This window comes from Myxococcus llanfairpwllgwyngyllgogerychwyrndrobwllllantysiliogogogochensis, assembly GCF_006636215.1.
Lineage (GTDB): Bacteria > Myxococcota > Myxococcia > Myxococcales > Myxococcaceae > Myxococcus > Myxococcus llanfairpwllgwyngyllgogerychwyrndrobwllllantysiliogogogochensis.
In genome coordinates this window covers 1-14,450 of sequence record NZ_VIFM01000127.1, presented here as the reverse complement: position 1 = coordinate 14,450, position 14,450 = coordinate 1, and the positions used below count along the sequence as shown (strand labels likewise).

Genomic DNA, 14,450 nt, shown 5'->3' with positions numbered 1-14,450 from the left:
TGAGCACCTTTCCATCAAGGAGGTGACGCCCCGTGATTCCGGCATCCATCCAGCACTATCTGCAACACAACCGTGTCCTCTATGAGCGCTACTGGCACCCGCGTGCGGTCACCGCACAGGAGCTGGCCCAGGCGCTCCATGTCTCGGGCTGGCGCGTGGCCAAGTCCGTCATCGTCATGGCGGACCGACAGCCGTGGATTTTCGTCGTACCCGCCGCGGGCACCGTGGACCTGGCGCGCGTCCAGGAGCTTCTGGGCTGTCGCACGGCGAGGCTCGCCACGGAGCGGGAGTTCTCCGAGCACTTCCCGGACTGCGAGCTGGGGGCCGAGCCGCCCTTCGGCGAGCTGTATGGGCTCCCGGTCGCGGTGGACGAAACGCTTAGCCTGACGGAGCACCTGCTCATCCGCGCGGGCTCTCACGAAGAGGCCCTGGAGATGCGCTTCCAGGACTTCGCCACGCTGGAGTGGCCGCTGGTGGCCTCCTTCATCCACGAGGGACTGCAGCAACCCGTCCCGTCGGTGATTCCCATCACTCCGCTGCTGATGGAGCAGGAAGCACCGATGCCCGCATGACGCGCCGTCCGTGGACGCTAGGGCTCCACGGGCGGCTCTCTCGGCCCTCCCAACAGGTGCTCCAGCTCCTGGGCCCTCGGGTCGTCCATCAACTCCTTGCGACGGGTGTCCACCCGGGTGCGCTCGGCGGACTCCAGGCGCGTCATCCACGCCCGCGCGGCCTCGCGGGAATCGGGCGGTAGCAGTGCCAGCCCCTCGCGCACGGAGCGCGCCGCGGCGTCATAGCGACGCAGTGACTCCTGCAACCGCGCCACCGCGAAGTACCCCTCCGCGCTCGGCACCAACCGCGCCGCCGTCTGTCGTCGCTCCACCGCGCGCGACAGCAGCCCTTCGCGCTCCAGACCGTCCGCCTCCATCGACAGCATCCGCGCCCGCTGGCGGTAGTCCGAGATGAGGCCGCCCACCGACTGGAGCGTCTCGCGAGCGCGCCGCGTCAGCCCCGCCTCCAACTGCCAGGAGGCCAGGGTGAAGGCCAGCTCCACGTTTCCCGGGTGACGGGCCCGCAGCGCCTCCACGGCCCCGAGCGAGGCGTCGAGTTCGCCCCGGCCCTTGAGCACCTCCGCGCGCAGCAGCGCGGTGTCCAGTCGCTCCGGCTCACGACGCTCGACCTGCGCGCAGGCGGCCTCCGCTTCCGACAACTCCTTGCGCAGCAGGCGCAGCCGCGCCTCGCGCGTCCACAGCTCCGTCACGCCGTGCCGTCCCTCGAAGTGCTCCCGCGCCCAGGCACCGTAGGCCAGCGCCAGCTCCTGACGCCCAGGCGTGTTGCTCAGCGCGTCCATGAGTCGGCCCGCCACCTCCGGCGAGTCCGGCGTCATCGCCGCCAGCTCTTCCACCGAATGCGCCCGGCGCACCGCCTCTCCCAGGAGCGCACCGGCATCACCCGCCTCGTGCGCCAGCCGGTACTCCAGGAAGCCTTGCGAGCGGCGGCCCAATGCAAGCAGCGCGCGCCCAGCGACTCGATGGGACACGGCGTCGCGAGGGGCCAGGTACAGCGCGCGATTGACGAAGGCCAGCGTGTCCCCCGCGCCTTCACCTCCGCGCGAGGCATGGGCCGAGGCCACCAGCCGATACAGCAGATAGTCCGAGGGGTGCCGGTCGATGAGCTCCAGACCCTTGGCGTGCACCACGTCCACGGGCGCCCGGGCACTGACGAGCGCCGCCAGCTCCGCCTCCGCGTCCGCCAGACGGTGCGCCCCCGGCACGAGCGCCAGCAACCCCAGCGCCGTCAGCGCGACGCTTGCGCCCAGCAACACCGGCGATGGCGTCAGGCCCTGCCGCGCTCCCTCCGTGGCCCTGCCGCGCTCCCGAGGCCGAGCCACCGCGCCCAGCACGAGCAGCGTGGCCACCGCGCAGGCCGGCAGCTCCCAGCTGAAGTCAAAGAGGTTGTGCAGCCCCAGCGCCGCCACGCCCGAAAGCACCGCCAGCTCCAGCGCATCCAGGTCCTCGCGGCGCACCAGCCGCACGAAGCCCCAGAGCGCCACGGCCAGCAGCAACAGCCCTGGGAGGCCCAGCTCCGTCGCGGCCTGGAGCACCGCGTTCTCCGGATGCGTGAGCGTGTTCGGGTTGGGCTCGGTCTGGTAGCGAGGGAACGCCGCCTCGAACGCGCCGCGCCCCATGCCCAGCACGGGGAAGGCTCGCGCGGCTTGCGCCATCATCGGCCACAGCGCCACCTTGGACTGACTCAGCTTCTCGATGCTGTCCGCTGAGCGTGCCTCGGCCCACAGCGAGTCCGCCGCGACGTAGGCGCCCACCGCCAGCACCGCCAGCAGACCCAGCAGGGCGGCGGTGCTCCGGGCCCACCGGGGCGCGCCGCCCTCGCGGCGCTCACGCACCAGCCACAGCATCAGCAGCGCCTGTCCGAAGAGGAAGAAGGCGATGCCTCCGCGCGAGAGCGACAGCAGCACCCCCAGGCCACTGGCACCCGCCGCCAGTGCGAAGGGCAGCGCTTTCGAGCGAGGCCGCGTGGTGAGGGCCAGCCCCACGCCCACCGAGGCCGCGAGCCCGAGGAAGCCCGCGAGGTGGTTGGGGTTGGCGAAGAACGTCACCAGCGGGGGCCGCGCATGCACCCAGGGCATCACCCCGAAGAGGGAGTGCATGCCGAGCAACGCATGGCCCAGGCCGACGACGACCACCGCCGCGCCGCTGAAGGCCACCACCGCGAGCAGGCGCCGACGGCTGTCCCGGGCCCGACACACCTGGACCGCGGCAAGGAAGGTCAGCAGATACGCGAGGTGCTTGGACAGCTCGCGCCACGTGGCCGAGGAGTCCAACGACACCGGCCGCGCGCCCGTGAGGCCCAGCGGCTCCAGCGCGAACTCGCGCAGCGCGGCGGCCTCCGGACTCAGCACGCGCAGCCCCCCCTCCGGCAGGGGGACGAGCTGCACCGCGCACAGCACCACGCTCGCCGCCAGGGGCACGGCCATCAGGGGCACACGCAGCGACTGGCCCTGGCGCCGGGCCCCGATTCCCGCGAGCAGCGCCGCCGCGCCCGCGAGCCCCATCAACGGCCAGGCCACCCACCTCGCCGCGCCGCCGAGCGCCAGCGGACACACCACGACAAGAGTGGCCAGGGCCACTTCAGCGAGCCGGGTGTACCGGGAGCAGCTGCGATGCGAGGAGGCCATTCGGAGCGGGGCGGAGAGTATGACACGAGCCTCGGAGGCCTCTTCTTTCCGTCCCGGGTTCCCGCTCGGCGGCTGACAGAGCCGGCAAGCTCGGAGCCCGTGGGCCCCCGGCCACCTTCCTCACAGGTCCACCCGCCGAGGCCCGCGCCTCGGGCGCTCTCGAGGGCGTCAGGTGGCACCAGGGGGAGAACCAGTCCCCTCTGTCAGGCGTTGAAAGCCGCGCTGCCCTCGGGACGCAGGGGCCCCTCGGCTCGCCGGCCCTCCCAGGCCCGGGAGTCAGGACGAGCGAGCGGGCCTGTCCGGCATCCGTTCATGCACGCCCGGGCCCGGAGTTGGCTTGCATCCGGAAGACCTTCTGGCATGTTCGCCGCACCCATGCGCCGCTTCCTCCTCACCGCCGCCCTCCTCTGCTCCACCCTGTCCGGTCTCACCGGCTGCAAGGGGGCCTGCCGCGAGCTGTCCGAGAAGCTGTGCGACTGCTCCATCAACTCCGTGGAGAAGGAGCTGTGCCTCCAGAACGCCTCGCTCGACGAGAGCCGCGTGGAGCCCACGCCCGAGGACGAGGTCGTCTGCGAGGCGAAGCTCGAGGGCTGCGACTGCAAGAAGATTGAAACCCCCGAAGGCAAGCGCGAGTGCGGCATCGCCCGTCCGGGCGGCGTCGACTGACGCGGCTGGCTCAGGCCCCCGACACCCCAGTCCGGGCCGCTCCAGCAGCACCCTCCGCATCCACCCAGGGTTGAAGCGCCTTGCGCACCCGGGAGCGAAGCGGCGTCTCGACGTACCGGTGCACCAGCACGGACGTCGGGACCGCGAGCAGTAGCACCGAGCCCAACCACCCCAGCGGCGTGTTGAGGTCCACCCAGGGCGACAGCACGCGCTCCAGCTTCATGGCCGCCTCGCCCGCGGGGTACTGCAGCAGGTACAGCGCGTAGCTCGCCGCCCCCAGGTGCACCACCAGCGGGCGCGACAGCCCCCAGCCGAGCCACCCTCCCCCGCGCGCCAGCCCATACACCAGCAGCCCCGACGCGGGAGCCAGCAGCGCGTTGTGCATCAGCGGATAGGGAATCCACTCCCCCGCCGCGCCGGCCGCCACCAGCAGCGCCGCGCCGATTGAAGCCAGCACCCCGCCCGAGCCCTTCGCCCCACCCGCCGCGCGCTCGCGCACGAAGCACCAGCCCAAGAGCACCCCGAAGAGGAACTCCGGCAGCCGCGCCAGCGGGGTGAACTTCACCACCGACAGCCACACGCCTCCCGAGTGCGCGTCCAGCGCCCCCGGCCCGTCCGGCCGCAGCGCGAGGTAGAGCACCGGCGGCGTCAGCCCCAGCACCCAGACCGCGCCCATCAACATGGGCAGCCGCGAGGGTCTCAGCGTGGGCAGCCACCGCGCGAGCCGGGGGAAGAGGGCATAGAAGAACCCCTCCACCGCCACGGACCAGCCCGGGGGATTCCAGTACAGCGTCAGCCGCGGCACCCAGGCCTGCACCAGCGCGAGCGTCGCCACCGCGCCCACCGCGAGCTTCACGCAGGCGAGCTTCCAGCCGTTGTCCGCCACCGACGCGAGGACGGTGGGCGGCGCGGACAGCAGGAAGGTCAGCAGATAGACGGGATAGACGCGGGCGACACGGGCGACGAGGAAGGCGCGCGTCCCCGTCTCCATCCGCCCGTCGACGTCCAGGTAGTTCCAGGCGAGGACGAAGCCGGACAGGACGAAGAAGACGCCCACGGCGGAGTAGCCCGCGCCCACGAAGTTCCGCAGCCACTCCGGCGCCGGCTCCAGGGCCGGGCGCGCGAAGTGGAACAACACGACATGCAGGGCCGCGAAGAAGCGCAGCCCCGTCAGGGCATCGAGCGAACCGCCTCGGCTCACCGGCGGCCGATGCCGTAGTACGTGAAGCCCAGCTCGCGGATGCGCACCGGGTCGAACACGTTGCGGCCGTCGAAGATGACCGGCGCCTTCATCAGCGACTTCATGCGCTCGAAGTCCGGGTGGCGGAACTCGTTCCACTCCGTGACGACGAAGAGCGCGTCCACGCCCTCCAGCGCCTCATACGGCACGCTGGCGTAGCGGATGCGGTCACCGAAGACGCGCTTCGCGGTGTGCGTGGACACCGGGTCGTGCGCCACCACCGACGCGCCCTTGCCGATGAGGCCCTCGATGACGTCGATGGACGGCGCCTCGCGCATGTCGTCCGTCTTCGGCTTGAAGGCCAGGCCCCACACGCCGAACTTCTTGCCCTCCAGCGAGCCGCCGAAGTGCTTGGTCGCCTTGTTCACCAGGAGCTTCTTCTGCCGCTCGTTGGTGCGCTCCACGGCGCGCAGCAGGTCCAGCTCCAGGCCGAACTCACGCGCGGTGGCGCCCAGCGCCTTCACGTCCTTGGGGAAGCACGAGCCGCCGTAACCCACGCCCGGGAAGAGGAACGGGTAGCCGATGCGCTTGTCGGAGCCCAGGCCCTTGCGCACGAAGTCCACGTCCGCGCCGACCTTCTCGCACAGCGCGGAGATGTCGTTCATGAAGGAGATGCGCGTGGCGAGCATCGCGTTGGCGGCGTACTTGGTCAGCTCCGCCGAGCGCGTGTCCATGAACAGCACGGGGTTCTCGGTGCGCACGAAGGGCGCGTACAGCTCGCCCATGACCTTGCGGCCGCGCTCGGAGTCCACGCCGATGACGACGCGGTCCGGCTTGAGGAAGTCGTCCAGCGCGGCGCCTTCCTTGAGGAACTCCGGGTTGGAGACGACGTCGAACTCGATGCTCGTCACCTTGCGGATGGCGTCGCGAACCTTGTCCGCGGTGCCCACCGGCACGGTGCTCTTGTCCACGACGACGGTGTACTGCTTCATCGCCTTGCCAATCTGCTCGGCGGCGGCCAGCACGTACTGGAGGTCGGCGTCGCCGCTCTCACCCTCGGGCGTGCCCACGGCGATGAAGACGACGTGCGCGTTGGAGACCGCCTCCGGCAGGTCGCGCGTGAAGGACAGGCGCTTCTCGCGGACGTTCTTCTTGATGAGCTCCTCGAGGCCGGGCTCGTAGATGGGCACCTCGCCCGCCTGGAGCATCCGGATCTTCCGCTCGTCGATGTCCACGCACGTGACGTCGTTGCCCGAGTCCGCGAAGCAGGTGCCCGCGACCAGGCCGACGTAGCCCGTTCCGATGATGGCGATACGCATTGAAAGAGTCCCAGTGGGGAGGTGTCTTGACTGGAACTCATACGCCGGGACGCGCTCGGAAAGAAAGCCCGTCCCCGGGGCCCGCACAGCGGCCGGGCAGCCTCACTGCCCCGTGAGCAGACGGCGCACTCTTTCCAAGCCTCTGAGAGCCGAAGTGCGCCCGGGGGTGCTGACTGGACCCACCACCGTCCGGTCCAGGAGCTCCCGAGTCGCCCTACGCAGCGGCGGCAAGGCGGCGGTGGCCTCCGCGGCGGCCTCCGGGAAGAGCCGGGCGACGATGGACAGCGACGTGTAGAGGGCTCGCTCCAGGCGCCACTCCGCGGCCCGGGCGAGCAGCGCGGGGAGGTCGAGCGGCCGGGAGTACACGCCGCCCATCCACTTGGCGCCGGTGACGAGCTCTCGCAGGTCGATGAAGGACAGCCAGGGTACGTCATACCCCTGACGCGCGTGCTCCAGGCACACGAGGAGGACCGAATCCTCCAGGTCGGCCCGGAACATGGAGGGGCCGTAGACCTTCATGGGTTTGGCGCGCTCGATGATGCCGGCGGTCTGCTCGCGTCGCTGGGGACCCAGGATGTCTGAGTAGAGGTAGATGGCGGTGCGCCCGTCGGAGACGAGCTTCGTGGCGCCGCTGTGGGAGGTGTCCGTCTCCGGCTTGAACTCGTGGTTGGAGAGGAAGCCCGCGAAGCCGTCCACGTCCATGCGGCGCATGAGGAGCTGGAGGTCCAGCACGGGGCGGAAGCCGATGTGCGGGTAGAGCGCCTCGGCGAAGGCGGCGGAGCCGATGAGCACCAGCTTGCGGCCTTGCAGCTCGTCCACCACCTGCTTGAAGTTGACGAGCTTCATCACGTTGTCGTTGACGGAGCCCTGGTAGATGGCGAGCAGCCTGTCTCGGGCCCACTCTGGCGCGGCGCTGGCGCCCAGGCGGTACTCCAGGTTGTAGGCCGCCAGCGGGGCCAGGCCCTGGGCGATGGCCCAGTCGACGTATTCCTCCCAGGGCGCGCCCTTGAGGGCTCCTCGCGGTGGTTCGAACGAGGCGAGGACGCGGAAGGTGTCGAGCAGGCTGAGCGGCATGGTGGCCCCCTTTAACGGGCCCACCGCATCGGCTGCAATCACTGCCTGAGCCCCACGGGATGACGGCGTGGTGGACACAGGACAAAGGCCCGCCCTTGGGGGCGACGGTTCATCTGTCCGAAGGGGGGCGAATCGCGGTGTCCAGGCGCCGCAGCGCATAGCGGAGCATCGCCCCCGGCTCGGGCGCCAGCAGCAGCTTCGCCGCCATCCAGCGCGGCCGGCTGCGAACCAGCTCCGTTTCCACCAGTCGTTCTTCCGTGAAGAACCTCCGCGCGAGCCGCCGCTGCCACCAGGGAGGCGCCAGGGCTTCCAGCGCGGCCTCCGGCACCGGTGCGCCCAAAAGCCTCCTCGCGACCTCCCAGCCGTGAAACACGAGCTGTGGCAGGCCCGTTCCACGAGCCCCCGCGACGACTCGGTCCCAGTCCAGTCCCCGCGCCGCCAGGAGCTTCAGGTCGAACAGCCACGCCAGGCGCTGCAACAAGTGGTGGCTCGCGTGAAGGGCCAGGTACACCGCTTCGTCTTCGGGACAGAGCCACCGCACCCGCTGGCCCTCCAGTGCCCCCTCCGCCGCGCGCGCCACCAGCGCGTCGCCTTCCAGCGTCCGTCCCCATCCCGCCAGTGCGCGAAAGTGCAGCTCCACCAGCCCCGCCTTTCCCTCCAGCTCCAGGTGGTGCGAGTCCAGGTCCGCATGGCGCCCATCGCGCGTCGGACGCGCCGTCAGTCCCAGCCCGGTAAGGATGCGCACGGCCGTCTCGACCTCGCCCCGTGACACCAGCAGGTCCACATCGCGGGTGGCGCGCTGGAGCGGGTCCGGATACAGCCGCTGCGCCAGTCCGTACCCCTTGAGCGACACGGGGACGATGCCCTCGGAGGCCAGCGCCTCCAGGCTTCTCAGCAGCAGGGCCTTCACCTGGAGCGAGCGGGCCGCGCCCGTCAGAGACTCGCGGCGCAACAGTGCGCCCGAATCGGCGGGCAGCACCCAACCCACCTGCCCCACCGCGTGAGCCATGAACCCGGCGAGCCCGTGGCGGACGGCCCCGCGCACGAAGGCAGTGGCCTCGTCGCCTTCGGGAGCCCCTCTCGCGGGGGGCAGGGGCCACGAGCGCAGCAGCGCGACGAGAGCGCTTGAGCCCACCGATGTGGTCATCTTCTCAGGACGACGACGCGCGCGGGGTCGGCATCCGCCACCGCCAGGAGCCTCGCGGCGCGTTCGGCGACGGCGTCCGCCACCAGCTCCAGCGCCAGCTCCTCGTCCCGGTCGATGGTATTGCGGCCATCGCGCCAGACGAGCAGCAGCGAGCCTAGCACCACTTCTTCGTCCTTCACTTCCAGCCGCAGCTCGAAGGGCATCGACAGTCCCGCGGCACGCTGGGTCTCGAAGACGACGCCGTCCAGGAGTCCGTCGCGCAGGTGCTGGAAGCGCAGCTCCTGCCGCGACACGTCCAGCACCTCTGACAGGAGCCGCACGGCGCTCCAGACCTCTTGAAGGGACCTCGCCTCGCGCACGGCGCCGATGACCTCCTTCACCAGCGAGCGCAGCCGGATGTTTCTCTGGCGGCGCTGCTGCATGTCGCCCGCGCGACCCAGGTCCAGATAGCCCAGCTTGCGCATCATCACCGCGATGACCACGCCCATGCCACACAGCAGCAAGGCGCTCTGCGCGCTGTTGGCGAAGTTGAGGCCCAGGGCCGTCAACATGAAGAGGCCGCACAGGCCGTACAGCACCAGCACGGCGGAGCGGTGGCTGAGCACCATGCGGCTCATCACCCGGTGATGGATGTGCTCCTTGTCGGCGCTGAACAGCGGTCGCCCGAGGAGCGAGCGGCGCACCACCGCGAGCAGCGTGTCCATGAGGGGCAGGCCCAGCGCCATCACCGGCACCAGCATGGCCACGGCCGTGCCGCTCTTGGTGCTCGTCTTGATGGCCACCGCCGCCAGCACGAAGCCGAGGAACATGCTGCCCGTGTCTCCCATGAAGATGGAGGCCGGGTTGAAGTTGAAGACGAGGAACCCGAGGATGGCGCCCGCGAGCGCCGCCATCAGCAGGCACAGCAGCACGTCGCCGCGCGACAGCGCGAGGATGAAGTTGGTGCTCACGCCGAAGAACGCCACACCGCCCGCGAGCCCGTCGAGGCCATCAATCAGGTTGAACGCGTTGATGACGCCCACCATCCACAGCACGGTGAACGGCAGGCTCAGCGCACCCAGCGTCAGCTCGGGGCCGAACGGATTGGCGATGACCTCGATGCGAAAGCCCAGGTGGTAGAGCCCGAGCGCCACGATGAGCTGCACGCTGAACTTGAGCCGTGCGCCCGCGCCTCGCAGGTCGTCATACAGCCCGAGCGCGGCGATGGCCGCGCCCCCCATGAACAGGCCCGAAATCAGCTCGGTGTGGAGCCGGAAGTGGTGTCCCACGCCGGAGTCCACCAGGAACAGCGCGCACAGGGGGGCGAAGAACCCCGCCACGATGCCGATGCCACCCAGCCGAGGGATGGGCCGGACGTGGACCTTGCGACTTGAGTTGGCCTGGTCCAGCCAGCCCCACGCCAGCGCCTGGTTGCGCACGACATACGTGAGGCCCAGGGCCACCATCAACGAGACAAGGAACGCGACGAAGAAGGTGATCATCGAGAAGGGCCGCTCCCACCATGCTGACGGTGAGCGTCACGGCGCGTCAATGAGCGTTCCTGTCCGACACCCGGATGTCGCCCGAGTCGTCCCCCAGCGAGCGGCCATGCGGGCTTCGGTGGAGCCTGGAAGTGTCATGGCTGACCTCAGTGCCACGCCTGCCCTGCGGCCAGGCCCTTCGCGGTCCGTTGTTGACGCCCCTGGGACGGGGGACACAATGCACCCACCACCCGCATGTGCCCCACCAGGTCTTCCCCCTTCCCACGAGCCCGCGAGCGTCACCCGCGCGGAGTCACGCGTTGAGCGCCGACATCGCTTCCACGCGGCGAATGGATGGGCTGGATGTCCTGAGGGCCTTCGCCATCCTTGGAGTGCTGGTCTTCCACGCGCCTGCGGTCATCCATGATGCCGTGCCGCTCCCGGTGCGCTTCGCCTTCGCGCATGGGTGGATGGGCGTGGACCTCTTCTTCGTCCTCTCGGGATACCTCGTCGGCCGGCAGGTCTTCGCCGAGGATGGCGAACCTCCCCTGGGCTCCCGGCTGCGCACCTTCTGGCTGAAGCGCTGGATGCGCACCCTGCCGCTGTATTTCGTCGTGCTCGCGTTCTACGCGCTCAAGCCCTGGACGGTGGGCACGCCCTTCGTGGGCGGAGGCTGGCACTACGCGCTCTTCCTCCAGAACTTCACGATGCCGCGCGACTTCGTGCAGAGCTGGTCGCTGTGCGTGGAGGAGCATTTCTACGTCGTGCTGCCGCTGCTCGCCTTCGCGCTGGGGGGGCGACGATGGCCCGCCTGGGCGTGGCTTGCGCCCATGGCGGTGAGTGTCGTGGCTCGCTGGCTCTTCTCGCGGAACCTGCCGGCGGACCTGCCCGTGACGGGCCTCTCCACGTTCGCGCCCTGGTCCACCGAGCTGCACCTGGACGGGCTCGGCATCGGGGTGTTCCTGGCCCGGACCGCGCCTACGTGGAGGAGTTGGTCTCGGCACCGCCGTACAGCGTGTGCCCTCGCGGGAGTGGGGGTGCTGGCGCTGACGGTGGGGCGTTACGGCGCCATCGTGACGACGTCGAGCCATGTCTGGATCTTCGCCGGGCTGGCGGTGGGTTTCGGCGCGGTGCTCGTGGGCATCGAGTCACTCCAGCTCCCACGCGGCCTGCGATGGGGCGTCTATCAGACCGCGCTGCTCTCCTACGGCGCCTACCTCTGGCACGGGCTCCTGGTCCGAGTGGTGGAGCGGCTGGGCACCAGCCTGGGCGCCTGGGGGCTGGACCTTTTCGTGTACCTCGCCTTGACGTTGGGCGTGGCCTGGGTGACCTATGTCACGGTGGAGAAACCCTGCCTCAAGCTGCGAGACTGGCTGTTGACGCGTGGGGCGCTCCCGCCGGGCGTCTTGTCCCCGTAGGAACACCATGGCACGACTGAGGGACCGACTGACGTCGCTGAGCCAGCCGCGGTACCTCGCATGGAGGGCGCTGCCGCTGGGTAGCTTCGACCCACGTTTCGCGCGCCTGCGGATTCGCACGCTCGTCATGGAGTGGCATCGAACCCGGGAGACGCCGGACGACAAGGCCTGGTGCGAGCAGACCCTCGAAGCGCTGGGCCATGAAGTCACTCCCGGCATCTGGAGTGGCGAGGTGAACGGGCTGCTCTGGGCGCGTCCTCGTGAGTCCGAGGCACGTCGATGAGTTCAGCGGGCGTCACGGTGGTCATCCCCACCTACAACGGAGCAAGGCGCGTGGAAGCGCCGCTTCAAGCCCTGCTCGCGCAGCAGGCGCCGAGCGCGTGCTTCGAGGTGGTGGTGGTGGACAACAACTCGGCGGATGGCACGGCGCGCGTGGTGGAAGACAGCCCGGCCGTCGCGGGGCTGCGTCGCCGAGGCGTGGACGTGCGCGTGGTCCATGAAGCCCGCCAGGGGCTGCTCTTCGCGCGCCTGTGCGGAATCCAGCGCGCGCGGCGCGAGGTCATCTGCTTCCTGGACGACGACAACATCCCCGAGCCGAACTTCCTCGCCGACGGGCTGGCGCACTTCGAGGACGCGGCAGTCGGCGTGGTGGTCTCCCGGATCTATCCCCGGTACGAGACGCCGCCTCCGCCCAGTATCTCCCGGCGCGAGCATCTTCTCGCCATCAATCACCGGATGGGGGATGACCTCGTCGACTTCGGGGCGGGAGCCACGCTCGCACCCACGATTGGAGCCGGGCTGTGGCTGCGGCGCGCGGCCGTCCTGGAGGCCGTGCCGTGGCGAACGCCGGAGCAGCTCATGCCGGATCGGCTTGGCAACCAACTCCTGAGTGGAGGAGACATCGAGCTGGGCTTCCTGCTCGGCAAGGCGGGCCATCGTCGGCTCTACGCTCCCGCGCTGAAGGTGTGGCACGTCATTCCGCGCTCGCGCTTCGAGACGCGCTATTTCTTCCGACTCATCGTGGGCGTGGTGCGCAGCGAGCAGACCCTCCAGGCGCGTTATCTGGGACGGCGCTCCGGAGGCATGGCGCGTTGGAAGGCGTTTGCGCGGCTGCTCGGTGCCGGGCTCGCCAGTCCCGTGCTCGCGTTCCGGGGAGACTCCGTGCGAGAGATTCTGTTCGTGCTGGCGAGTCGCTGGGCGCAGGTGCAGGGGCCGTATCCCCAACTCCACGAGACGCGTTGAGCAGCCCTTCCCCATGGCGCCCCGGCCACGTCCCACGTTGAGTGAGTGTCTCGAAGGCCGGGGAAACAACCTGGACTTCCTGCGCTTCGCCGCGGCCACGGGCGTCATCGTCAGCCACTCCTTTCCGCTGGGCGAGGGCCCTCAGGGGAGCCCCGAGCCGCTGACCGTCTTCACCCACGGACAGGTCTCGCTCGGGTTGGTCTGCGTGGCGGTGTTCCTGGTCATCAGTGGAGTCCTCATCACCCGAAGCTGGGAGCGGACGCGCGACGTCCGAAGCTTCGTCCTGGCGCGCACGCTGCGAATCTTTCCGGGGCTGGCGGTGTCGCTCCTGCTGACGACGCTCGTGCTCGGCGCCGCGTTCACCACCTGCCCGCTGGGTGAGTACTTCACGGCGCCAGACACGTACCGCTTCCTGCTGCGCAACTTCACCCTCGTCAATCCGCAGTGGAACCTGCCCGGGGTGTTCGAAGGGAACGTGTATCCCAGCGCCGTCAATGGCTCGCTGTGGACGCTGATGTACGAAGTCGGCTTCTACCTGCTCGTACTGGGATTGGGAGTCACGGGACTGCTGCGCAAGGAACTGGCGCTGGCCGGGTGGTGTGTCACGGCGGTGCTGTCCTTCCTGCACATCGGACGCCTGGGTTTCTGGCCGGTCCTCGGGCTCTACTTCGGAGGGGGCCTGGTGCTCTATCTCTGGAGAGAGCGCGTGAGGATGAGTCCATGGCTCGCGGGGGCCTGTGTCCTGGTGCTCACCGCCACGTCGATGGCGGGCAAGGGCCTCCCTGTCGCCATCGGATCCTGTGGCGCGTACCTCGTGCTGTACCTCGCGTTCCTCCCGAGCAGGCTCGCGCACTTCGGACGCCACGGGGACTTCTCGTATGGCCTCTACATCTACGCCTTTCCCGTGCAGCAAACCGTCACGGCCATGCTGGGAGGCCCCATGCCGTGGTGGTGGAACGCGGCGTTGTCCCTCCCTGTCACGCTCCTGCTTGCGATGATGTCCTGGCGATACATCGAACAGCCAGCCATCGCGCTCGGCAAACAACAAACACGACCATCACAGCCCTTGAACTCCAAAGCCTCGACTCCTGGCCGGACGTGGTCCGGGCAGTAGCATCGAGCGCCTGGCGTTTTTCTCATCTCTGGACTGCACTGCGTGCGATTCAACTCTCAAGCACAGCAGGCAATCGCTATTTCATTGGCGGTTCCGTGAGCAGGGCCGCACCAATGGCTCCCGCCAGCTCTCCCAGCTCCGCCACCAGCACGGGGGGCTGACGTCCGGGCATGAAGATGTGGGGACGCATGGCCTCATGCAGTCGGTCCGCGTATTCCTCGCCCAGCCTCGTGCCCAGACCACCTCCCAGGATGACCGCGTCCACGTCCGTCAGATTGATGGCCGAGGCAATCCCCACGCCCATCATCCGCAGCGCCCGCTCAATGAGCTTCGTGGCCAGGGGGTCCTTCGCCTCCAGCGCCTTCTTCCAGATGCTGCTCGTCAGGCGCGTGCGCTGCTTCTTCTTCATCAGCTCGAAGAGGACCGTCTTCTCGCCCTCCTCCTCGGCCTTTCGCGCCTCGCGTTCCATCCTCGCGCGCCCCGCATACGCCTCCAGGCACCCGTGCCGTCCGCAACCACAGCGCGCCCCACCCGGCTTCACCACCATGTGGCCGACTTCGCCCGCCGCTCCACGGCCTCGCCAGGGCACCCCGTTCAACACAAGCCCCCCGCCCACGCCCGTGCCCCACCACAC

The 14,450-nt window shown here is 69.6% G+C and carries 13 protein-coding genes; 6 read left to right on the top strand and 7 right to left on the bottom strand.

The genetic code is table 11. The annotated features are described in order from the left end of the window. The first annotated feature begins 32 nt into the window (after positions 1 to 32). A complete protein-coding gene (locus FJV41_RS27550; protein WP_141645548.1) occupies positions 33 to 572 on the top strand; it encodes an aminoacyl-tRNA deacylase in 540 nt (179 codons plus the stop codon). Between the two features lie 17 nt (positions 573 to 589). Here FJV41_RS27550 and FJV41_RS27545 read toward each other — a convergent pair whose 3' ends face one another. Continuing rightward, the gene (locus FJV41_RS27545) at positions 590 to 3,196 is read right to left on the bottom strand and encodes an O-antigen ligase family protein (protein ID WP_141645547.1); all 2,607 of its coding nucleotides are present in this window, start codon (positions 3,194 to 3,196) and stop codon (positions 590 to 592) included. Between the two features lie 360 nt (positions 3,197 to 3,556). Here FJV41_RS27545 and FJV41_RS27540 point away from each other — a divergent pair, with 360 nt between their 5' ends. Then, on the top strand, positions 3,557 to 3,862 hold the full coding sequence (locus FJV41_RS27540; protein ID WP_141645546.1) for a hypothetical protein: 306 nt from the start codon (positions 3,557 to 3,559) through the stop codon (positions 3,860 to 3,862). Between the two features lie 10 nt (positions 3,863 to 3,872). On the opposite strand, the gene FJV41_RS27535 is transcribed toward FJV41_RS27540, so the two are convergent. From FJV41_RS27535 to FJV41_RS27515, 5 genes are all read right to left on the bottom strand, one after another. Then, positions 3,873 to 5,063: an acyltransferase family protein gene (locus tag FJV41_RS27535; RefSeq protein WP_141645545.1), complete on the bottom strand. Its 1,191-nt coding sequence runs from the start codon at positions 5,061 to 5,063 to the stop codon at positions 3,873 to 3,875. Continuing rightward, positions 5,060 to 6,361: a UDP-glucose dehydrogenase family protein gene (locus FJV41_RS27530; protein WP_141645544.1), complete on the bottom strand. Its 1,302-nt coding sequence runs from the start codon at positions 6,359 to 6,361 to the stop codon at positions 5,060 to 5,062. The genes FJV41_RS27535 and FJV41_RS27530 overlap by 4 nt, the downstream gene beginning before the upstream one ends. Before the next feature lie 102 nt (positions 6,362 to 6,463). Then, positions 6,464 to 7,435 (bottom strand): nucleotidyltransferase family protein, encoded by a 972-nt coding sequence (locus tag FJV41_RS27525; RefSeq protein WP_141645543.1) that lies wholly within the window; start codon positions 7,433 to 7,435, stop codon positions 6,464 to 6,466. 109 nt (positions 7,436 to 7,544) lie between these two features. Continuing rightward, positions 7,545 to 8,570, bottom strand: a complete 1,026-nt coding sequence (locus tag FJV41_RS27520) for a nucleotidyltransferase family protein (protein WP_246137448.1) — start codon at positions 8,568 to 8,570, stop codon at positions 7,545 to 7,547. Positions 8,571 to 8,578: 8 nt separating this feature from the next. Further along, complete coding sequence (locus tag FJV41_RS27515) at positions 8,579 to 10,063, bottom strand: MraY family glycosyltransferase (RefSeq protein WP_141645541.1); 1,485 nt, start codon at positions 10,061 to 10,063, stop codon at positions 8,579 to 8,581. Positions 10,064 to 10,362: 299 nt separating this feature from the next. On the opposite strand from FJV41_RS27515, the gene FJV41_RS27510 reads away from it, so the two are divergent. From FJV41_RS27510 to FJV41_RS27495, 4 genes are read left to right on the top strand one after another with little or no spacing between them, the layout of a single operon-like run. Beyond that, positions 10,363 to 11,460, top strand: coding sequence for an acyltransferase family protein (locus FJV41_RS27510; RefSeq protein WP_246137447.1), 1,098 nt, complete (start codon positions 10,363 to 10,365; stop codon positions 11,458 to 11,460). Between the two features lie 7 nt (positions 11,461 to 11,467). Further along, positions 11,468 to 11,743 carry a hypothetical protein gene (locus FJV41_RS27505; RefSeq protein ID WP_141645540.1) on the top strand — a complete coding sequence of 92 codons (276 nt, stop codon included), beginning with the start codon at positions 11,468 to 11,470 and terminating at the stop codon, positions 11,741 to 11,743. Further along, positions 11,740 to 12,702 (top strand): glycosyltransferase, encoded by a 963-nt coding sequence (locus FJV41_RS27500; RefSeq protein ID WP_141645539.1) that lies wholly within the window; start codon positions 11,740 to 11,742, stop codon positions 12,700 to 12,702. Before FJV41_RS27505 ends, FJV41_RS27500 begins: the two co-directional genes overlap by 4 nt. A 13-nt stretch (positions 12,703 to 12,715) precedes the next feature. Then, positions 12,716 to 13,816 carry an acyltransferase family protein gene (locus FJV41_RS27495; RefSeq protein ID WP_141645538.1) on the top strand — a complete coding sequence of 367 codons (1,101 nt, stop codon included), beginning with the start codon at positions 12,716 to 12,718 and terminating at the stop codon, positions 13,814 to 13,816. Positions 13,817 to 13,892: 76 nt separating this feature from the next. Here the strand turns inward: FJV41_RS27495 and FJV41_RS27490 are convergent. Further along, positions 13,893 to 14,450 (bottom strand): ROK family protein (locus FJV41_RS27490; RefSeq protein WP_141645537.1); only part of this gene is annotated, 558 nt, incomplete at its 5' end.